General features: G+C 45.4%; 20 protein-coding genes. 14 read left to right on the forward strand and 6 right to left on the reverse strand.

Annotation, left to right across the window (positions count from 1 at the left end; all coding sequences use genetic code 11):
- Positions 1 to 84 precede the first annotated feature (84 nt).
- The 8 genes from CYL18_RS05410 to nspC all read left to right on the forward strand — a co-directional run bounded on the left by CYL18_RS05410 (position 85) and on the right by nspC (position 9,835).
- The gene (locus CYL18_RS05410; RefSeq protein ID WP_161497080.1) at positions 85 to 444 is read left to right on the forward strand and encodes a YckD family protein; all 360 of its coding nucleotides are present in this window, start codon (positions 85 to 87) and stop codon (positions 442 to 444) included.
- A gap of 184 nt (positions 445 to 628) precedes the next feature.
- On the forward strand, positions 629 to 2,941 hold the full coding sequence (locus CYL18_RS05415) for a glycoside hydrolase family 65 protein (protein WP_104848468.1): 2,313 nt from the start codon (positions 629 to 631) through the stop codon (positions 2,939 to 2,941).
- The gene (pgmB, locus tag CYL18_RS05420; protein ID WP_104848469.1) at positions 2,941 to 3,606 is read left to right on the forward strand and encodes a beta-phosphoglucomutase; all 666 of its coding nucleotides are present in this window, start codon (positions 2,941 to 2,943) and stop codon (positions 3,604 to 3,606) included. The genes CYL18_RS05415 and pgmB overlap by 1 nt, the downstream gene beginning before the upstream one ends.
- Positions 3,607 to 4,303: 697 nt before the next feature.
- Positions 4,304 to 5,779: an aminotransferase class I/II-fold pyridoxal phosphate-dependent enzyme gene (locus tag CYL18_RS05425; protein WP_104848470.1), complete on the forward strand. Its 1,476-nt coding sequence runs from the start codon at positions 4,304 to 4,306 to the stop codon at positions 5,777 to 5,779.
- A gap of 5 nt (positions 5,780 to 5,784) precedes the next feature.
- On the forward strand, positions 5,785 to 6,636 hold the full coding sequence (gene speE / locus CYL18_RS05430; RefSeq protein ID WP_104848471.1) for a polyamine aminopropyltransferase: 852 nt from the start codon (positions 5,785 to 5,787) through the stop codon (positions 6,634 to 6,636).
- Positions 6,626 to 7,483, forward strand: a complete 858-nt coding sequence (speB, locus tag CYL18_RS05435; RefSeq protein ID WP_104848472.1) for an agmatinase — start codon at positions 6,626 to 6,628, stop codon at positions 7,481 to 7,483. Before speE ends, speB begins: the two co-directional genes overlap by 11 nt.
- A 23-nt stretch (positions 7,484 to 7,506) precedes the next feature.
- Positions 7,507 to 8,706 (forward strand): saccharopine dehydrogenase family protein, encoded by a 1,200-nt coding sequence (locus tag CYL18_RS05440; protein WP_104848473.1) that lies wholly within the window; start codon positions 7,507 to 7,509, stop codon positions 8,704 to 8,706.
- A 1-nt stretch (position 8,707) separates the two neighbouring features.
- A complete protein-coding gene (gene nspC, locus CYL18_RS05445; RefSeq protein WP_104848474.1) occupies positions 8,708 to 9,835 on the forward strand; it encodes a carboxynorspermidine decarboxylase in 1,128 nt (375 codons plus the stop codon).
- A 158-nt stretch (positions 9,836 to 9,993) separates the two neighbouring features.
- On the opposite strand, the gene CYL18_RS05450 is transcribed toward nspC, so the two are convergent.
- Positions 9,994 to 12,189, reverse strand: coding sequence for a DNA topoisomerase III (locus tag CYL18_RS05450; protein ID WP_104848475.1), 2,196 nt, complete (start codon positions 12,187 to 12,189; stop codon positions 9,994 to 9,996).
- Positions 12,190 to 12,700: 511 nt separating this feature from the next.
- Between CYL18_RS05450 and cspD the strand changes: the two genes are divergently transcribed.
- Both cspD and CYL18_RS05460 read left to right on the forward strand, forming a co-directional pair.
- On the forward strand, positions 12,701 to 12,898 hold the full coding sequence (gene cspD, locus CYL18_RS05455) for a cold-shock protein CspD (RefSeq protein WP_104848476.1): 198 nt from the start codon (positions 12,701 to 12,703) through the stop codon (positions 12,896 to 12,898).
- 149 nt (positions 12,899 to 13,047) lie between these two features.
- Positions 13,048 to 14,397, forward strand: a complete 1,350-nt coding sequence (locus CYL18_RS05460; RefSeq protein WP_104848477.1) for an amino acid permease — start codon at positions 13,048 to 13,050, stop codon at positions 14,395 to 14,397.
- Here the strand turns inward: CYL18_RS05460 and CYL18_RS05465 are convergent, their stop codons facing one another.
- Entirely contained in the window at positions 14,398 to 15,021 is a 624-nt protein-coding gene (locus tag CYL18_RS05465) for a LysE family transporter (RefSeq protein ID WP_104848478.1), read from the reverse strand.
- A gap of 263 nt (positions 15,022 to 15,284) precedes the next feature.
- Positions 15,285 to 16,277, reverse strand: a complete 993-nt coding sequence (locus CYL18_RS05470; RefSeq protein ID WP_104848479.1) for a YeiH family protein — start codon at positions 16,275 to 16,277, stop codon at positions 15,285 to 15,287.
- Positions 16,278 to 16,531: 254 nt separating this feature from the next.
- Between CYL18_RS05470 and CYL18_RS05475 the strand changes: the two genes are divergently transcribed.
- The gene (locus CYL18_RS05475) at positions 16,532 to 17,395 is read left to right on the forward strand and encodes a Cof-type HAD-IIB family hydrolase (RefSeq protein WP_161497081.1); all 864 of its coding nucleotides are present in this window, start codon (positions 16,532 to 16,534) and stop codon (positions 17,393 to 17,395) included.
- 245 nt (positions 17,396 to 17,640) lie between these two features.
- Here the strand turns inward: CYL18_RS05475 and bshB2 are convergent, their stop codons facing one another.
- The 3 genes from bshB2 to pdxK all read right to left on the reverse strand — a co-directional run bounded on the left by bshB2 (position 17,641) and on the right by pdxK (position 19,618).
- On the reverse strand, positions 17,641 to 18,321 hold the full coding sequence (bshB2, locus tag CYL18_RS05480) for a bacillithiol biosynthesis deacetylase BshB2 (RefSeq protein WP_104848481.1): 681 nt from the start codon (positions 18,319 to 18,321) through the stop codon (positions 17,641 to 17,643).
- 13 nt (positions 18,322 to 18,334) lie between these two features.
- On the reverse strand, positions 18,335 to 18,685 hold the full coding sequence (locus CYL18_RS05485; protein ID WP_104848482.1) for a YojF family protein: 351 nt from the start codon (positions 18,683 to 18,685) through the stop codon (positions 18,335 to 18,337).
- A gap of 126 nt (positions 18,686 to 18,811) precedes the next feature.
- Positions 18,812 to 19,618: a pyridoxine/pyridoxal/pyridoxamine kinase gene (gene pdxK, locus CYL18_RS05490; RefSeq protein WP_104848483.1), complete on the reverse strand. Its 807-nt coding sequence runs from the start codon at positions 19,616 to 19,618 to the stop codon at positions 18,812 to 18,814.
- Between the two features lie 238 nt (positions 19,619 to 19,856).
- Between pdxK and mobA the strand changes: the two genes are divergently transcribed.
- The 3 genes from mobA to moaD are packed head-to-tail and all read left to right on the forward strand — an operon-like array spanning position 19,857 to position 21,112.
- A complete protein-coding gene (gene mobA / locus CYL18_RS05495; RefSeq protein WP_104848484.1) occupies positions 19,857 to 20,447 on the forward strand; it encodes a molybdenum cofactor guanylyltransferase in 591 nt (196 codons plus the stop codon).
- Positions 20,428 to 20,889, forward strand: coding sequence for a molybdenum cofactor biosynthesis protein MoaE (locus CYL18_RS05500; RefSeq protein WP_104848485.1), 462 nt, complete (start codon positions 20,428 to 20,430; stop codon positions 20,887 to 20,889). Before mobA ends, CYL18_RS05500 begins: the two co-directional genes overlap by 20 nt.
- The gene (gene moaD / locus CYL18_RS05505; RefSeq protein WP_104848486.1) at positions 20,882 to 21,112 is read left to right on the forward strand and encodes a molybdopterin converting factor subunit 1; all 231 of its coding nucleotides are present in this window, start codon (positions 20,882 to 20,884) and stop codon (positions 21,110 to 21,112) included. Before CYL18_RS05500 ends, moaD begins: the two co-directional genes overlap by 8 nt.
- The last annotated feature ends 4 nt before the right edge of the window (positions 21,113 to 21,116 follow it).

The raw sequence follows: 21,116 nt of genomic DNA on the forward strand, positions 1-21,116 counted from the left end.
CAGGATCATCACTCTCCTAAACCCATGAATAAAATCAGGCAATTGGCAAAAACTAGGGTGGATAAAATTAGAGGAGTGAATGAAATGAAGAAATGGACGTTAATTGTTTTGGCAGGCATCATGATGGCAACAGCCTCATTTACCAGTCTTAGCCCACCCGTTCAGGCTGCAGAGGAGAAGGTGCCAGCTCCGGCAGAGAAATCACTGACAGATGCGCAGAAAACAGAGCTTGAAGCCATGCATAAGGATGCCCTTCAGCGTGAGAAGGATATTATCCATAAATATGTGGAATATGGTGTGATGACAAAGGATACAGCCGATATGATTCTCGAGCATATGGACAAGCGCTTTGAGAAAGTAAAAGCAAATGGCTATATTCCCCCTAGGCATTTTGGAAAGCTGCCGATGCCTCATCAGAAGCCTGAACCGCGCACAAATGATTAATATATGAACTCCAAAGCTTGAGCGGCTTTGGAGTTTTTTTATGTCAATATATCATCTATAAAGAAAATTTTGATTTTTTATCAAACATACTTTCTTTTACTCTGCAATACGTTATAATAAACATGAACTTAATGTGCAATCGCTTGCACAAAGTAAGGGACCTTTTATGGGAGAGTGAAATTCGATGAAGAGATTATTTGCAGTAGACCCATGGAGAATTATAGAGGAAGAACTACATAAGGATGATTTTCGTCTTGCTGAGAGTATGATGAGTCTTGGCAACGGACATATGGGCTTGAGAGGGAATTTTGAAGAAACCTATAGCGGTGATTCACATAAAGGAACTTATATAGCAGGAGTGTGGTATCCGGATAAAACAAGAGTTGGCTGGTGGAAAAATGGCTATCCGGATTATTTCGGCAAAGTGATCAATGCGATTAATTTCATTGGTATTCGCGTGCTTATTGATGAGGATGAGATTGATCTTTACAAGACTGAAGTGAAGGACTACCACCGTGAGCTTGACATGAAGGCGGGGGCCCTGACTCGTACGTTTACCATTGTGCATGAAGGAAAGGAAACAAAAATCGATGTGGTGCGTTATCTTTCCGTTGCGGAGAAGCAGCTTGCCGTCATAAAGTATCAGGTCACACCGCTGAACCATGATAGTAAGGTTACATTCATTCCTTATTTGGATGGGGATGTACGCAATGAAGACTCGAATTATGATGAGGATTTTTGGAAAGCGATTGCACGCTTTGCTGAGCCAAACAAGGCTCATCTTGTGATGGAGACAAATGAAAACCCTTTCGAAACGGAAATATTCCGCGTATCGGCGAGTATGGGATTAGAAGCAGAAGGCGATGTGGCTGAGGTTACGCCGTTTATGAATGTGGAATATGTGGATAACACCATCGTTATGAATACGACAGCTGGCAAACCGGTCAGCTTAACAAAGTACATCGTTGTGACAACAAACCGTGACTATGATGCCGAGCACTTGGCTGAAAAGGGCGGGGAAATTTTGAATCAAGCGATGCAAGCCGGTTATGAGGCATGCCTGAAGGCTCATACGGAGGAGTGGGCAAAGAGGTGGAATATGGCCGATATCCAAATTGATGGAGATGATGAAGCACAGCAAGGAATTCGCTTCAATCTTTTCCAGCTTTTCTCTACTTATTATGGGGAAGATGCTCGCTTAAACATTGGTCCTAAGGGGTTCACAGGCGAGAAGTATGGCGGTGCGACTTATTGGGATACCGAAGCCTATGCCTTGCCCTTCTATTTGGCAACCGCAAATCCCGAGGTGGCCCGCAATCTACTAATCTATCGTTATAACCAGCTCGAAGGGGCTTATGTGAACGCCAAAAGGCAGGGGCTTGAAGGAGCCTTATATCCAATGGTCACCTTCACGGGCGTCGAGTGCCATAATGAGTGGGAAATTACGTTTGAAGAGATTCACCGAAATGCAGCCATTGCTTACGCCATCTACAACTATGTCAACTACACGGGTGATAAGGAATACTTGTTGAAATATGGCATTGACGTACTCACAGGCATCTCCCGTTTCTGGGCTGACCGGGTTCATTACCAGAGCCGTAAAGACCAATACATGATTCATGGTGTAACCGGTCCGAACGAATACGAGAATAACGTGAATAATAACTGGTATACGAATAAGATGGCGGCATGGACATTGCGCTACACGATCCAGGTCATTAATGAGCTTAAGGAAGCCGGTCATGAGTCCAGGCTTGCTGATTTGTATATTTATCAAGAGGAACTGGACCGCTGGGCGGAGATTACAGATAAAATGTATTTGCCATATGATGAAGAGCTTCAAGTGTTCGTGCAGCATGACACCTTCCTTGATAAAGACCTGAAGAAGGTGAGCGAGCTCTCCCCGCATGAAAGGCCTTTAAATCAGAAATGGTCCTGGGATAAAATTTTGCGCAGCTGTTTCATTAAGCAGGCAGATGTTCTTCAAGGCATCTACTTCCTCAATAATGAATTCACAGATGAGGAGAAGCGCCGAAACTTTGAGTTTTATGAGCCAATGACGGTCCATGAATCCTCTTTATCCCCATCTGTGCATGCGGTGCTTGCTGCAGAGCTTGGTCTCGAGGAAAAGGCATATGAGATGTATAACCGTACAGCACGGCTTGATTTAGATAATTATAATAATGACACAGAGGATGGCCTCCATATCACGAGTATGACGGGGTCCTGGCTGGCTATTGTGCAAGGCTTTGCTGGCATGAAAACCTTTGACGGGGTGCTATCGTTTGCACCATTTATTCCAGCTGCATGGGATCGTTATGCTTTTAATATCAACTATCGTGAGCATCATCTTACAGTGAAGATTGACCAAGAAACCGTTCAAATCACCCAGAAGGGGCCAGCGCTCACCTTTGAACTATATGGGGTGAAGCATGTACTCGATGAAGATGGAATCTTGAGTGTATCAATAGGCAAGGTGAAGGAGGAGACGAAGTGATGGGTAAGCTGGAGGCAATTATTTTCGACTTGGACGGAGTCATTACCGATACAGCTGAATATCATTATCTCGCGTGGAAGGGATTGGCAGCGGAGCTTGGCATACCATTCACGAGGGAGGATAATGAGCGGTTAAAAGGGGTGTCCCGTCTGGCGTCACTCGAAATTATTCTAGAGCTAGGCAACAAGCAGATGGCATTCACCGAAGAGGAGAAGGAGCACCTTGCAAAGAAGAAGAATATTCAATACATGGAGCTCATTAAGCGAATTACCCCTGCCGACATCCTTCCAGGCATTAAGCCATTCATAAAGGAGATAAAGGAGGCAGGTATAAAGGTAGGACTCGCCTCAGCCAGCAAGAATGCGCCAGCTGTCCTGAAAGGGTTAGATCTTCTCGATGAATTTGATTATATGGCGGATGCCAACCTGATTGCCAACGGCAAGCCAGATCCTGAAATCTTCTTGAATGCTGCTTTGAATCTGAAGGTCAATCCAGAAAACTGCATTGGCGTCGAGGATGCAAAGGCAGGGGTTCAAGCTATCAAGCGTGCCCGCATGTTTGCGGTAGGAGTCGGGTCCATGGATCAATTAGGGGAGGCAGATATCGTTTATGCCTCAACAAGCGAGCTTTCTTTTAAAAAAATAATAGAAATATTTTCTAAGTAATATAGATTTAACAAAGGTTTGGAAATATGTGTAAATATTTTGTAAATTAAAACTTTTTGTTTTATGGTTGAAATTTCCAATGTGGGTTGGTAAGATAGCTATAACATTTGGGGAGAATTGGAATTCAAATAGAAGGAGTCTTTCCAAGCAGATGATTTTTGACCACATTTCATGTGAAAGCATGGAACGTTAAGGCCATACGGACAGCCGGGTCAAATGCCGATTGGCAACTTAGTTGCCTTATTGATTGAGTTAAAAGCTCAAATTTTATAAGTTGGTTACTTTACAACCAGTGTGAATAAAATCGCACATCAACTTGTGAAACGGTCAATAAGAGTGGTAAAAGTAATTATTTGCTATATAGACTCTAAACCTTGATGGTATATTTGAATATTGTTTAAAAAGCCTCATTCCCCATGTATGGATGCTATGCCCCGCTTTGATTATTGGGGGTAGTATGCCGTTGCTTTTTAGATATATTTTGGATATTTCATACACACGCAAGTGATGCGCCTTTTGACGCCATTACTTGCGTTTTTTGCGTTATTTAGAGGCTAGAGGGTAAGTAGTTTAAGAGGGAGAAGTTAGCAAAATATAGACTTAATCTTCCGAATAGTAAAAGGAAAATTAGAAACAGCTACGGTCTGGAATGCCCCGCTGCTAGAGACCGACGATAAATCATAGGGGGAACGCCAAATTGAGCTATAAGAAGACTGCTGCTTTTCGAGCGGCACAAGACAGGGCGCCTATCTATGAAGCGCTTGAGGAATTTAAGAGGAAAAGAATCGTGCCGTTTGATGTGCCAGGTCACAAGCGAGGCAGGGGGAACCCGGAGTTGACGGCCTTCTTAGGAGAACAGGCCTTAACGGTTGATGTGAATTCAATGAAGCCGCTCGATAATCTATGCCATCCGGTTTCTGTCATAAAGGATGCAGAAGCATTGGCAGCTGAGGCCTTTGGTGCGGCACATGCCTTTTTCATGGTCAATGGCACGACATCAGCCGTGCAGGGAATGATTCTGACTGCCTGCAAGAAGGGCGACAAGATTATCGTTCCGCGCAATGTTCATCGCAGTGTGATCAATGCCCTCGTTCTTTGCGGAGCGGAGCCTGTGTATGTTAATCCTGAGGTCGACCACAGGCTCGGGATTGCGCTTGGCATGTCAGTCAGTCAGGTAGAAAAGGCCATCTTGGAGAACCCCGAGGCAAAGGCCGTATTGGTCAATAACCCGACCTATTATGGAATTTGCTCTGATCTTTGCGGTATTGTTCAGCTTGCCCATAAACATGGACTGCTCGTGCTCGCGGATGAGGCCCATGGCACCCATTTATATTTCGGTAAGAATTTGCCGGTTTCCGCGATGGGGGCAGGAGCGGATATGGCTGCAGTAAGCATGCATAAGTCTGGCGGCAGCCTGACACAGAGTTCTTTCATGCTTCTCGGACCAGCGGTGAATGCCGGTTATGCCCGGCAGATCATCAATTTAACTCAGACAACGAGCGGGTCTTATTTACTTCTTTCAAGCTTGGATATTTCGAGGAGGAATCTCGCCTTGAATGGGGAGGAGATTTTTGCGCATGTCGTTGAGCTCGCTGAGTATGTCCGTCATGAGATTAATCAGATTGGGGATTTTTACGCTTTTTCGAAGGAACTGGTCAATGGAGATAGCGTCTATGATTTTGATGTGACGAAGCTGTCTATTTATACGAGAGATATTGGACTTGCCGGTATTGAGGTATATGACATTCTCCGTGATGAATATGATATCCAAATTGAATTCGGCGATATCGGCAATATTCTTGCCTATATATCAGTGGGCGACCGTAACCGGGATGTCGAAAGGCTGATCAGCGCGTTATCAGAAATTAAAAGACGTTATATGCGGGATAAGGCAGGAATGTTCACGCAGGAATATATTGACCCAGAAGTTGTAACCACACCGCAGCAAGCCTTCTATGCCAAAAAGGAATCCTTGCCTATCCATGAGACGGTCGGCAGGGTGTGCAGTGAATTCGTGATGTGCTACCCGCCGGGAATACCGATTCTCGCACCAGGTGAACGGATTACGCAGGACATCATTGATTATATTGATTACGCCAAGGAAAAGGGATGCTCGATGACAGGACCTGAGGATTTGAGTATTGAACGATTGAATGTACTTCAAGGAGTGTGACGAAAATGGAACTTTGGTTTAGTGAGCGGCATACCCCGAACGTTAAGCTGTCCATCAAGGTGGAAAAGCAGCTGTATAGCGGGCAGAGCGACTATCAGCGCATTGACATTTATGAATCAAAGGAATTTGGGCGCTTTCTGACGCTAGACGGCTTTATGATGCTGACAGAGAAGGATGAATTCATTTATCACGAGATGATCACCCATGTGCCAATGATGGTCCACCCAAATCCAGAGCAGGTTCTGATTATCGGTGCAGGAGATGGCGGAGCGGTCAGGGAACTCGTCAAGTATGAGAGTGTGAGGCATATTGATTTGGTTGAGATTGATGAAATGGTCGTGGATGTGTGCAAGAAATACCTGCCGAAAACAGCCTGTGCGCTCGATGATCCGCGCCTTCATATTCATTATGAGGATGGCTTGAAGTATATCCGTTCCTGCGAGGATCAGTATGACCTGATTATCGTGGATTCAACTGACCCATTTGGTCCGGGCGAGGGCTTGTTCACCCGTGAGTTCTACGGAAGCTGCTATAAGGCACTTCATAAAGATGGCATCATGGTCAATCAGCATGAGAGCCCATTTTACCAGGAGGATGTCGCAGCCATGCAGCGTGCCCATAAACGTATTGTGGAAAGCTTCCCAATCAGCTATGTGTACCAAGCCCATATCCCGACTTATCCATCCGGTCACTGGCTGTTTGGATTCGCTTCAAAGAAATATCATCCAGTGGATGACTTAAAGCGAGAGGCTTTTAAAGACGCCAAACTCAATACGCGTTATTACAATCCGAATCTTCATGTCGGCGCCTTCTCGCTCCCCACTTATGTAGAGGAGCTGCTGCGAGATGTTGAGTAAAAATATCCACACCTTTATTGGCTGTGAGGCTGAATATAATGAGGCCGACATTGTCTTATTCGGTGCCCCCTTTGACGGGACGACCTCCTATCGGCCGGGTACCCGGTTCGGACCGCAGGCCATCCGCCAGGAATCATATGGGCTTGAAACATACAGTCCTTATCAGGACAAGGATTTAACCGATATAGCAGTCTTTGATAGCGGCGACCTGGAGCTCGCCTTCGGAAATGTCGAAAGAGTGCTTTCTGATATTGAGGAACGCACAAAGAAAATCATCGGGGACGGGAAAATTCCATTCATGATTGGCGGCGAGCATCTCGTTACACTCGGCAGCGTACGTGCCGTCTCAGAGCGGTATCCTGATTTGCATATCATTCATTTCGATGCGCATACAGATCTGCGGGATGATTATTTAGGCGAGAGGCTGTCCCATGCATCTGTCATTCGCCGCTGTCATGATATTCTTGGCGACGGCCGCATCTTCCAATTCGGCATCCGCTCTGGGGACAGGAGTGAATTTGAATGGGCAAAGGAAGGGCATGTGTTCACCAATAAATTCGATTTTGAAGGGCTTGAGGAGATCCTTGCGGAAATCGGAGACAAGCCGGTCTATCTAACTCTTGATTTGGATGTGCTCGACCCATCTGCCTTTCCGGGGACGGGAACACCTGAGGCTGGCGGCGTCACCTATAGGCAATTGCTGGCCGCATTGCTTACCGTTTGCGGGAGGACAAATATCGTTGGTCTCGACATGAATGAATTATCACCGACCTATGATTCTAGCGGTATTTCCACAGCGACAGCCTGCAAGCTTGTCAGGGAACTAATACTTGCAATCAAAAAATAAAGAACAAGATTGGAGAGATGGAAATGGGTAAAGCGTTAATCATCGGTGCAGGAGGAGTTGCCTCCGTTGCTGTCCATAAATGTGTACAAAACAGTGAGGTATTTGAGGAGATTTGCATCGCAAGCCGGACAAAATCGAAATGTGACGAGCTGAAGGCAAAGCTTGATGGAGGGGAAACAAAAATTACGACTGCTCAAGTGGATGCAGACAATGTCGAAGAGCTAATTGCCCTCATCAAGGAAGTGAAGCCAGACATCGTCATGAACCTGGCCCTTCCCTATCAGGATTTGACCATCATGGATGCATGCCTGGCGACCAAGACGCATTATATGGACACAGCGAATTACGAGCCGGAGGACACGGCGAAATTCGAATACAAATGGCAATGGGAATACCGCCAGCGCTTTGAAGAAGCCGGCATCACTGCCTTGCTTGGCAGCGGATTTGACCCAGGTGTGACGGGTGTATTTTCAGCCTATGCGCTTAAACATCACTTTGATGAAATTGAATATATCGACATCCTTGACTGCAATGCAGGAGATCATGGTTATCCGTTTGCGACAAACTTCAACCCGGAGATCAACATCCGTGAAGTATCCGCAAATGGCCGCTACTGGAAGGATGGCGAGTGGATTGAGACAAAGCCGATGGAAATTAAGCGTGTCTACAATTTCCCGGAGGTTGGCGAAAAGGATATGTACCTGCTTTACCATGAGGAACTTGAGTCCCTGTCTCAAAATATCCCTGGTCTAAAACAAATCCGTTTCTTCATGACATTCGGGGAAAGCTATCTGACTCACCTAAAATGTCTTGAAAATGTCGGCATGACATCGATTGAGCCAATTATGTTCGATGGAAAGGAAATCATCCCGCTTCAATTCCTGAAGGCTGTCCTGCCTGACCCGGCATCATTAGGACCGCGCACGAAAGGGAAAACGAATATCGGCTGTATTTTCCGCGGCACAAAGGACGGCAAGCCGAAAACGTATTATGTATACAATGTATGTGACCATGAAGAATGCTACCGTGAAGTCGGCTCACAAGCCGTTTCTTACACAACTGGCGTACCAGCCATGATTGGCGCCATGATGGTCATGACAGGTGAATGGAACAAACCAGGTGTTTACAATATTGAAGAGTTCAATCCAGACCCATTCATGGAGGCTCTTAATAAATGGGGTCTTCCTTGGAAGGAAAGCTTTGATCCGGAGCTAGTAGACTAAGATGCGCTTGGAAGAACTCTCGACACCAAGCTATGTGGTGGATGAAGCGTTATTAGAAAAGAACTTAAAAATCCTAAGTGGGGTTATGGAACGGACTGGCTGCAAAATCATCCTCGCACAAAAGGCATTTTCTATGTATGCAACCTATCCGTTAATTGGGCAGTACTTAAGCGGTACAGCAGCGAGCGGCTTGTTTGAGGCGAGACTTGGGCATGAGGAAATGGGGAAGGAAAATCATGTCTTCTCCCCGGCCTATCGTGAGGAGGAGATGGATGAGATCATTGATTTATGTGACCATATTATCTTCAATTCCTTCTCCCAGCTGGAGAAATACAGGGAGAAGGTACACAAGGCCCAAAAAGCAGTAGGCTTGCGCATCAATCCGGAATGCTCTACCCAGGAAGGGCATGAAATCTATGATCCGTGTGCGCGCGGGTCCAGATTCGGCGTGACGCTCAGCCAATTCGAGCCAGAGAAACTAGAAGGGGTATCAGGCTTCCACTTCCACACGCTTTGTGAGCAGGATGCCGATGCCTTGGCAGTTACGCTTGATGTGATTGAAGAGAAATTCGGTGAATGGCTGCCACAGCTCGAATGGATCAACTTCGGAGGCGGCCATCATATTACAAGGGAAGGATATAATCTCGAATTGCTGGAATCCTGCATTAAGAGAATGCAAGATAAATATGGACTCAAGGTTTACTTGGAGCCAGGAGAAGCGATTGCTCTTAATGCGGGTTTTCTCGTGACAAGCGTCCTTGATACGCTCGTCAATGATGTTGAGCTAGCTATTCTTGATACATCTGCCTCCTGCCACATGCCGGATGTGCTCGAAATGCCATATCGGCCGCCGCTTCTAGGCTCAGGCCTTCCGGGTGAAAAGGAGCATACCTACCGTCTCGGCGGTCCGACCTGTCTTGCTGGCGATGTCATCGGGGACTATTCCTTTGACGAGCCTTTAAAAGCAGGTGACCGTCTCATCTTCGGCGATATGGCCATCTACTCAATGGTGAAAAACAACACCTTTAATGGAATGGCGCTTCCGGCAATCTGTCTGCGCGATAAGGATGGGGACTGCCGGGTCGTCCGTCAATTCGGCTATCAGGATTTCAAATATAGACTCTCTTAAGGAGGGCAGGCGTGGTTTTGGAGACTCCGCCTGTTTATATTGGGGGATAAATTGGCGGCCAAAATGATATCACATATGTTCGGACCGAAAAACCTTTCCCTCAATAACAAAGCTGCCTCTCCATAATTGGGGAGGCAGCTTTGTTTCATATGAACATCTTATTTATCATCCAGCTTTATGCCTTTCAACAGGTCAGCAAACGGGTTGTTAATTGGTGTTTCTTCTTTTTGCTGCTGCTTTAAGTATTTCTGAACGGTGCGCTTGTCGGCTTTGCCGCCGGATTCCTTTTTGCGTCTTTCTTCAAAGGAAGACAGCTTTTCGCGGTAGCCGCATTTGCAGGTGAAGATTTGTCCTGTGCCTTCACCGCGCAGCTCCATTTTCTTCTTGCATTGCGGGCAGCGTGCATTGGTCAGGCGTGCGACATTTTTGCGGTAGCCGCATTCACGATCTTGGCAGACGAGCATTTTACCTTTCTTGCCATTGACCTCAAGCATTGGTTTGCCACATTCCGGACAGGATTTCGTAGAGATATTGTCATGTTTGAACTTCTTATCGCTAGCCTTGATATCTGCGACAATTTCCTTCGTATGCTGCTTCATTTCATTGATGAAGGCATTCTTATCAAGCTTTCCTTTAGCAATCATCTCAAGCTTTTGTTCCCACTCAGCTGTTGTAGCAGGCGATTTAAGCTCATCAGGCACAAGGTCGAGCAGCTGGCGCCCTTTAGAGGTAATGTAGATGTCCTTGCCTCCCCGTTTTTCAATCAGGAAGGAATTGAACAGCTTGTCGATGATATCTGCACGCGTTGCGACTGTGCCAAGTCCGCCTGTTGATTTGAGCGTGGCAGCGAGTTTTTTATCCTTTGTTTCCATATATTTCGTCGGATTCTCCATCGCAGACAGAAGGGTTGCCTCATTGAAACGGGCAGGCGGCTTCGTTTGGCCGGATGTTTGAGCAATCAGGGAAACCTTTAGTTCATCACCCTTGTTCAGACGCGGCAATAGCTGCTCCTTCACATCATCAGTAGATTCCTCATCGTCAAATCGGTTGTTATAGACTTCCTTCCATCCAGCCTTAATGACCGTCTTGCCTCGTGCGATGAACGACTCAGAGCCGATTTTCGCATGGACAGTCAATTGCTCAAATTCATGTGCAGGGTATAGGACCGCCAAGAAACGCTTCACGACAAGGTCATAGATTTTTCGCTCTTTATCATTAAAGGCTGCATAATTAACATAGCCCTCCGTCGGAATGATGGCATGGTGGTCGCTTACCTTGCTGTCGTCAACAAAGGCTTTCGTTGCCTTGATTGGCCTGTTCGCGATTCTGTTGGCAAGCTTTGAGTATTCCGCGCCGCCGATCGCTTTCAGACGCTCTGGAATCGTGCTGACGATGTCAGAGGAAAGATAGCGGGAATCCGTCCGCGGATAGGTGAGCACTTTATGCTGTTCATACAGCTTTTGCATGATATTCAATGTTTCCTTGGCGGAGTAGCCAAATAGTTTATTGGCATCCCTCTGCAGCTCTGTTAAGTCATAGAGGGCAGGGGAGTATGTTTTCTTTGCCTTGCGATCGATTGCAACAACCTCAGCGTTCTGTTTGCCAAATGATTGAAGGATGGCATCCACCTTCTCTTTGTTGAAGCTGCGGCTGTTCCCGTCCTTGTCCTGCCAAGTGAGACTTAGGGCATCTGACTTTGCCTCAATGCCATAATACGTTTTCGGCTTAAAATTCTTAATTTCTTCCTCGCGGGCAGCAACCATGGCAACGGTTGGGGTTTGCACCCGTCCGCAGTTCAGCTGGGCGTTATGCTTCGTGGTCAGCGCCCTGGTTGCATTAAGGCCGATATACCAGTCCGCCTCTGAACGCGCCACAGCAGAGGCATAGAGATTCTCATAATCTTTACCAGGCTTCAGGCGATTGAAGCCGTCTTTGATTGCTTTATCTGTAACAGAGGAAATCCATAAGCGCTTAATCGGCTTTTTCACATTCGCTTTCTCGATGATCCAGCGAGCAACAAGTTCACCCTCGCGCCCTGCGTCTGTAGCGATAATAATATCTTTGACATCCCCGCGGGTCAGCTGGGACTTCACTGCATTGAATTGTTTGCCGGTTTGCTTCATGACGACAAGCTTCAGCTGTTTCGGGAGCATTGGCAGGTCCTCGAGATTCCATGTTTTATATTTTTGATCATAGGTCTCAGGGTCAGCCAATGTGACGAGATGCCCAAGTGCCCATGTAACGATATATTGATCCCCTTCTAAAAACCCGTTACCCTTTTTTCTGCAATTCAGCACATTGGCGATATCACGCGCAACAGATGGTTTTTCGGCGATTACTACACTTTTTGCCATTATCCGAACTCCTTTACTTGTTCTGTATCGTCTAATATACCATAGTTTTGGCACTGAAAAAGGATAGATACTTTAGGGGTCATTGCTTTATTGGAATGCTGATAGACTTTTAGTGAGACAAAAAATGCAAGGGAGAGTATATACGGAGTGGTATATCAGGATGAGCAGCCTCTTCAATTATCCAAGCGGCTATGGGTTTAAGGATTTGTAAATACCTCTGATATTTGTAAGGATATGGACCGATTATTTCGACAATATCCTATACAATTTGTGGTAAATCGAGCATTTTATAGGTAAATTCCAATGAATTACGTATATTTTCGCACATTTTGGATTTATTTAACTTGTTAAAATCGTTTGTCAGAGGGGGCTCGATTATGGTACGATTATTACGCTAAAGGTTTGAAGATCAAAAAAATTTTTACAGTCTGTAAGTACATGCTTTAGACATGAAAGGTTTTTCTGGTTTTCTACTTTTGATTATTTCTACTAAAGTTAGGAGGCCAAAAAAATGGTCGGAAAAGTAAAATGGTTTAACGCAGAAAAAGGTTTTGGTTTCATCGAGCGCGAAGAGGGTGACGATGTATTCGTACACTTCTCAGCAATCCAAGGAACTGGATTCAAAACTCTTGAAGAAGGCCAAGAAGTTGAATTCGAAATCGTTGAAGGTAACCGCGGACCACAAGCAGCTAACGTTGTTCGCATCTAATAAAAATATCTGAACTTATATGTAATTTCACTGTAAGAAGGGAGAAGGCATTCCTATGTCTCCTCCCTTCTTTTTTATTTGCGTATAAGTCAATTATAGTAGAGCAAATTAAGGAGGAATGAATGCCAAATGGACTGAGGTGAATTACGATGAAAAAGCAGGCAGCACAGGGGAAGGAAAAGAAAATGCTGAAATGGTGGCAATTATCGATGATAGGGGTCGGATGCACGATAGGCACCGGCTTCTTTCTTGGATCCGGACTTGGAATTAAGCTTGCTGGGCCGGCTGTCTTAATCGCCTTTCTAATCGCGGGGACCGCTACTTATTTTGTGTATGACGCCTTGGCGGCGATGACACAGAAGGATCCGCAAAAGGGATCATTTCGTACCTATTCCCGCAAGGCTTTTGGAAGACCAGTCGGGTTCATGAATGGCTGGATTTATTGGTTTTCTGAAATGTTCATTGTCGGGAGCCAGCTTACAGCAATTTCTTTATTCTCGCGATTCTGGTTTCCGGAAATTCAGCTATGGGTGTTCGCAAGCATTTTCGGAGTGCTCGGTCTCGTGGTCATTTTGATTGGGACGAAGCTATTCGAACAGATGGAAAATGTAAGTGCCATCGTGAAGGTCGCAGCGATTTTGATGTTTATCATCATCGCCGTCCTTGGGAGTACAGGAGTCATTGATGGAGACAAAGGATTTAGCTGGCCGCACACGGTTGCGGGATTCTTCCCGACTGGATGGAAGCAGATTTGGGCATCGCTGATTTTTGCTTTTTTTGCCTTTGGCGGAATAGAGGTAATTGGCATTATGTCAATGCGGCTCGAAAACAAGGAGGATGCGCCAAAGGCAGGAAAAGTGATGCTTTTGATCTTGCTGGTCATCTATCTCGCTGCTCTTAGCCTAGTTGTCTTCACCTTGCCCCATCATGATATTAAGGCAAATGAAAGCCCGTTCTTGACCGTTCTTTCCTTTTTTAAGGTACCATTGGTTGCCCATATATTTAACGGGGCTTTGATGATTGCCGGATTTTCTACCATGTCAGCCTCTCTATATGCTGTGACGACGATGCTTGTTGCATTGGCAGAGGACCGCGATGCTCCGCGTTTTTGCTGTAAGAAGGGAAAGCTCGCAATTCCGCTCCCTGCCTTTATCATAACAGTGCTGGCTCTTGTCATTTCAATCGTCTTATCCCTTCTAATGCCAAACAGTGTCTATGAATATTTTACGACAGGGGCAAGCTTGCTTATCTTATACAATTGGATATTGATTTTGATAACCTATTCGAAATCGATTGAATTATCAGCTCTAGATAAGTGGAAGCGTAATTTGGCCTTCTTATTTATCGTGCTAGGGATTACAGGCACTCTTTTTCAAAAAGGCACAAGAGGCGGACTTCTCGTCAGTCTTTGTTTCGTCGCTTTTATCGGTCTTATTACCTTTATTGTCAGTGTGAAAAGAATCAGGAAACGGCCTTTAACTCCGCGCAGAATGCGCTGATTAGAATAAGGACAGAATCCCTTTTGAGCCAAAGTAAAGGCCAAATCCGATTAAGGAGATACCCGAAAACAAGGAGACAGCCCGCAAGAAACGGTCGGTCAGAAACCGCCTGAAGATACTTGATAGTAAAGCAATTGTATAATCCCATAAGAAAATGCCGCAGATAATGGCGCAGCTATTAATGAAAATCTGGCGTGTTGATAAATGATTCGCCGTCTCTGCCAGAACAGACCCATAAATCCCAATCCAGAAAAGGATGCTTAGAGGATTCATCAAAGACATAAAGAAGCCTGTACGGAAGGAATGAAACTTCGTCACATTTCTCTGCAGGCTTTTTTCGTTTGCCTGAACAGAGGAGGCGAGACTTTCTGCCCCTGAATAGATAAGCACGAATGCCCCGAATAGCCATAGGAAGGTCTGGATGATGGGAATATTCATATATGTGGCAAGACCGAAATAAACAAGAATCATATAAACAATGTCGGCAAGAATGGCGCCTAATCCAAATAGCCAGGCATAGCTAAATCCCTTGCGCAGTCCTGTTTCCATTTGTGCGGCATTGATAGGTCCAACAGGCGCGGATAAGGATATTCCTAAATAAACATAACTTAATAATCCATACATACAAGCAAGCCCTCCGTTTCGTTTGCTTGTACAAGTGTATGCAGGGAGGAGAGCCCATAAAACCAAAAGAGTGATGTATTCAAATGGTTGAGATTCGCTCTTGCGCTTCATTTTCAGCCAATCCCCTAATCATCCCGTTATGAAAGAAGCGTTAGCTGAAAAGTCGCAGGAAAAGGGACTAAAATGTGTACACTCTCGCGCTCGCCGCCAATAAAAAACAGATGAAAACCACGGGGGTCTTCATCTGTTTTTTATGACGGTATTTACACCCAAATATAGGTGATAACTGATAGTAAAATAGATGTAATCACAAGAGCAAGCAGCGGGAATCCTGCTTTCTCCTTTAATTGCCGCAGGTCTATGGTTAGACCGAGACCAGCCATGGCCATGGATAATAAGAAGGTCGTGAGCATGGCAATGGAATCATATAAGGAGACCGGGAACCAATCGCCCGCAAGATATGTACGGAAAATGCTAAGTGCGATAAAGCCAAGCAAGAACCATGGGAAGGCAATCTTAGAACTTGATTCATCGTTTTTCTGTCTGCGCTTCATCCAAAAGACTAGCACGAAGCAAAACGGAATAAGCAAGAAAACGCGGCATAGCTTAGCGAGCAATGCCATCGCTACTGCATCTTCACCCGCTGGGTCCGCAGCCAGGGCAACGTGGGCCAATTCATGAAGGCTTAGCCCAGACCATATGCCATACCCGACTGGGGTGAGGCTGACCATCGGCAAGAGAACGGTATAGCCGACGGCAAATATGGTCCCAATCAAGGCAATCATTCCGACACTCATCGCTGTGTCTTCTTCCTCTGATTGTATGATTGGAGAAACGGCAGCAATAGCTGCTGCACCGCAGATACCAGTTCCGGCGCCTAGTAAAAAAGAGATATGCGGATCAATCTTTAACCAGCGGCCGAGGAGCATCATCACCGTAATGGAAAAGATAATGACGACGAAGGCTTTTCCTAGCAGTCCAAGACCTTCACTGAAAATGATTTGCATATCTAGCTTTAAACCATAGAGAATAATAGCGGCACGAAGGAGAATGCGTGCAGAGAAATGAACGCCGGCACGAAGGTTTTCTGGATAGCTGCGTAAATTTCGATAAGCAATCGCGAGCAAGATACTGCATGCTAATGGGCCTATATAATCGAATACTGGCAGTTTAGCCAATATGAACCCTAGTAAGGCAAGTAATGCCGTGAAGCCGATGCCGCCCCAAAAGGATATACGATTTGTTTGAGAAGTCATAGTAGTTCACCTGTTGCCTTTCAGTTGTAAATTTAGAATAGTAAGCCATCATTAGTGTATAGGTTTAAAAGTTAATAGAAAAGTTTTATTTAATTATATCGGTTAGTATGTTTCGCCATAGAAACATTTTTTATACAGGGGAGATAGGTTAACCCATTTTTCATATGGAATAACAGGGTATATACTTAAAATAAGACATCTCTGCCTATCATTAGAATGATCATGGAAGGTGAATGAAGGAGGAGCCAAACGATATGAAATGTATTGTATCTGATATGGATGGCACATTGCTGAATGAAAATCAGAAAATCAGTGAAGAGAACCGTAAAGCACTTGAAGCGGTGAGGGAAATGGGCGGACAAGTCATCATTGCGACAGGCCGCTCTTATAAGGAAGCGAGATTGGCTCTTGATGAGGCGAATATCAATTGCCCTATAATCAGTATGAACGGCGCCGCTGTTTATGATCAAAAAGGAGATCTCATTTCATCTCAGCCAATCGCGCTTGAGGAGCTAGAAAGCACGATTACCTTCTTGGAGGAAGCGGGCCTATATTTCGAACTGTATACGAATCATGGTGTTTTCTCAAAAAATCCAGAGCATGCGGTTGATTCTCTTGTGGATATCGTGTTGAGCGCTAACCCTGAGCATGATAGGGAGGAAGTGCAGAGGAGAGCGCTGGCGAGAATTGAATACGGGTTTTTATTTGAAACGCATGATTATCATGCATTGATTAAAGAAGAGGATATGCACGTCTTTAAAATCTTAGTATTCTCACTCCATCAGGATGAGCTCAGCACGGCGGCCGAAGCCCTTGCTAAGTTTGATGGTTTGACGATTACTTCCTCTGGTAAAGGCAATATCGAAATCAATAATCGCGGAATCTCTAAAGGGAATGCTCTCGAAGCATTATTAGCTAACTATAATATCCCGCTTGAAGAAACGATCGCCATCGGGGACAATCTGAACGATGTCTCTATGTTTGAGAAGGCTGGCCTCTCCATCGCCATGGGGAATGCTGCAGAGGAAATTAAGCAAATTTGCAAGGATACGACCTTATCCAATAAAGAGGATGGCGTTGCCCATGCAATCTATCGCTATATGGTTTCAAAAAAATAATGACATACATGTATAAAGTTGGGGAAAATTGGTTAAATTATAAAGGCAATGAAGTTTTCCAAAGTATCCCCCCCTTTTTGGACCGCCGGGCTAAATCAGCCTGGCGGATTTTTTTTATGCTCTGGCACTATATTTGGCAGGTGTTCTAGCTTGCCTTCTTAGCCAATAGAAGCAAAAAAGAGATTGAGAATAAAAAATTCTCAACCCCTTTTGCCGGTGTTCATAGACATTCCTCTGCTATTCTTTTAGCGTATATCTTCAGCCCACTTATATTCATAGAATCGCTCATAGAATAGGCGACTTTCGAGCTCTTCATTTTTCTGCTCCAAAAGGTCAGGCCAGGAGGCCATCATTGCCTCTGTTTGGGAACGGTGTGCTGCAATCGCAGCAAGCTTCGTTTCAATGACATCCTTGATGAAATGAACAACATTTGGTTTGCCGAGCACCTGCTGATGATTATTTGAAAAAGCGACGCCATAAAGCTTAGGACGTTCAGCTTGATCAATAGAGCCTACAGCTCGCACGACAGCTCTCCCAGTTGCTTCATGGTCTGGGTGAACACTGAAGCCGGGATAGAACGTAATAATCAGGGAAGGATTCACTTCATCGATCGCCGCCCGGATGCGGTTGGCGAGTGCTTCCTCATTCTCGAATTCAACCGTTTTATCGCGAAGGCCCCACATGCGCAAATCCTGAATGCCCATCACATTTGCGGCATCCATCAGTTCCTGTCTGCGGATATTCGGAAGCGATTCCCTAGTCGCGAATGGAGGGTTTCCTAAATTGCGGCCCATCTCACCGAGTGTTAGGCAAATATAGGTAACAGGAATGTTGTTTTTCGTATAGGAGGCAATGGTTCCAGACACCCCGAAGGCTTCATCATCTGGATGGGGGAAGATTACCAGTACATGTCTTTCAGTTTCCATCATTCACATCTCCTTACTTGTCAAATGGGTTATTGCTCAGCTCAAAGGCAACAGCCAGGCGGCCTTGATGGTCAAGACCAGCCATGAGCAAACGGCCAAATTCATCTATTTCATAATGAGTGATGCCTTCTGCATATACCCAGCCATTCGCCATACGGAGACCGACGCGGTATGGACCATCACCGATGATTTTTCCTTCCTCAAAGGTAATGGCGACATTGCGGATGAAGGCACCCGCTGAGAAAAAGGCTTCATCATTATGGGATGCATAAGCCCCGTTTGTCGTCTCTAAATGCAGGTATACGGGATGGTCCGCGAATGTTTGCAGGGATGCTTGAGCATCGAGAAGATCAATTGGCTTCATGACACTACCTCCTAGTTCATATCAAAGTAATTCTAGTATTTTAAATCATCATACTAAATGACGTATAAAAATGTGAAATAAATAAGCTGCCGGAGACAAATGCGCCGGCAGCTTTAACGTCAGCCATTATTTGAAGTTGCGATAAGCCCCATGCATGACAGGTCCGACAAATTCATTCAGCTTCCAGCCATGTTCAATGGCGGCAGAAATGAAGTTCTTTGCGGTTTCTAGCGCTTCTTCAACGGATTTCCCTTTCGCCAGTTCAGCGGTAATGGCAGCAGCTGTTGTGCAGCCTGCTCCATGAGTATAAGTCGTTTGCATTTTCTCAGATTCTAGGACGGTGAAGTTCTTGCCGTCGTATACTAAGTCAATCGCCTTATCTTGGCCTTCGAGCTTCGTGCCGCCTTTAATTAAGACATATTTTGCACCTTGCTCATGAATGATCTGCGCTGCTTGCTGCATTTCCTCAATTGTTGTGATAGGTCCGAGGCCTGAAAGCTGCCAAGCCTCGAAAAGGTTTGGCGTAACTACAGTCGCAAGCGGAAGAAGTAATTCGCGCATGGCAACCGTGTTTTCTGGCATTAAGACTTCATCTGTTCCTTTACATACCATGACAGGGTCAATGACGACTTTATCCAGATTATATTCTTTGATTTTTTTAGCAGTTAGTTCAATGATATCCACAGTGCCCAGCATACCGGTTTTCATCGCATCAATTCCGGTTGAAAGAATTGTATCAAGCTGTGTCTCAACAATGGATGTTTCTATTGGAAAAACATTATGGGACCAATCCTTAGGATCCATGGCAACAATGGAAGTGACAGCTGACATGCCATATACGCCTAATTCTTGGAATGTTTTCAGATCAGCCTGAAGACCGGCTCCGCCGCTGCTGTCAGATCCGGCAATTGTTAATGTCTTTTTTAAGCTCATTAGTCTTCTTTCCTCCTTCAAGTACATCAAGCTATAAGATATACATTTAAATATATATCAAAACAAAAAGCGATGCACCTCAATCTTGTATAGTCTATTATATACCTTCCATTCCGTGGAAACGAATTGTCTGCTTGCATAAGGATGGAATGATATAATTTTAAAAAAGAGTACTATTTGACAGGTTCACGTAAGAAGGGACGGGGTAAATGATAGGTTGTAAAAGGGGGTGGGGAAGATGGAATGTACCGTCATCCTATTAGCTGGGGGGCAATCCAGCAGAATGGGCACGAATAAAGCGTTTCTTCAAATAGATGGAGAGACTGTCATCTCGCGTATCGTAAGGGAGGCGGAGCGGTTGGGCGGGGAGATCCTCCTAGTCACGAATCAGCCGGAAGAGTATGCCACCCTCCAATTGCCTCATGTCAGCGACATCCGTAAAGGAATGGGACCGCTCGCTGGATTGGAGGCTGGACTCATGGCTTCAAGGACAGAGCATAATCTTCTGCTTGCCTGTGATTTGCCTTTTTTTCAGGCGGAGACGGGGGAGAGATTGCTTATGCTTTTAAATCAATATGAGCTCGCTATCCCGCAGACGGATGGCAGGTGTCATCCTTTATGTGCGGCCTATCGAAAGTCACTTCTTCCAAAAGTGCAGAAAGCGCTTGATGCCGATCAAAGGCGGATGGCAACGCTGCTCGATGCAGCTAATGCGAAGCTTGTTGAGGGAGAAGATCCGCGCGTTTTCTTCAACATGAATACAATACAAGACTATCAATGGATGAAAAGGATACATAAGGGGGAAGGTCATGAAATTTCAGCTGACTGATGAACCAATCAATGTCACAGATGTCATGAACAAGGTCATCCAAAGGGACGCTGGCGCTGTCACCTTGTTTGTTGGAACGGTGAGAGAACTGACCAACGGGAAGAAAACCTTGTACTTAATTTATGAAGCTTATGAAGAAATGGCGGTCAAGAAGCTCATTCAAATCGGCCAGGAGATTCAGGAGAAATGGGAAGGAGCAGACGTGGCTATCACGCATCGAACAGGTAAGCTCGATATTAGTGATATTGCTGTTGTCATCGCTGTTTCTACCCCTCACCGCCATGATGCCTATGAAGCTAGCCGTTACGCGATTGAACGAATTAAGGAAATCGTGCCAATTTGGAAGAAAGAGCATTGGGAGGACGGCGAGGAATGGGTCGGCAATCAGCTTGAGACTGTGAGCTATCCATCTGGAAAGCCTGGGAGGGAATCGAATGATTAATATCCTGTATTTTGCCAGTTTAAAAGAAGCAACGAAGCTTGACTCTGAACAGCTTGATGCAGCCGGCAAAACGGTTTCTGAATTGAAGGCCATGATTATGGAGCGTCATGCTATCACGCTTGATGGGGCAATGACTGCGGTCAATGAAGAGTTTACGGATGAAGGAACGGTTTTGAACGAGAGGGATACAGTCGCTTTCATTCCTCCTGTGAGCGGGGGCTGATAGA

This window comes from Pradoshia eiseniae, assembly GCF_002946355.1.
GTDB classification, from domain to species: Bacteria; Bacillota; Bacilli; order Bacillales; family Pradoshiaceae; genus Pradoshia; species Pradoshia eiseniae.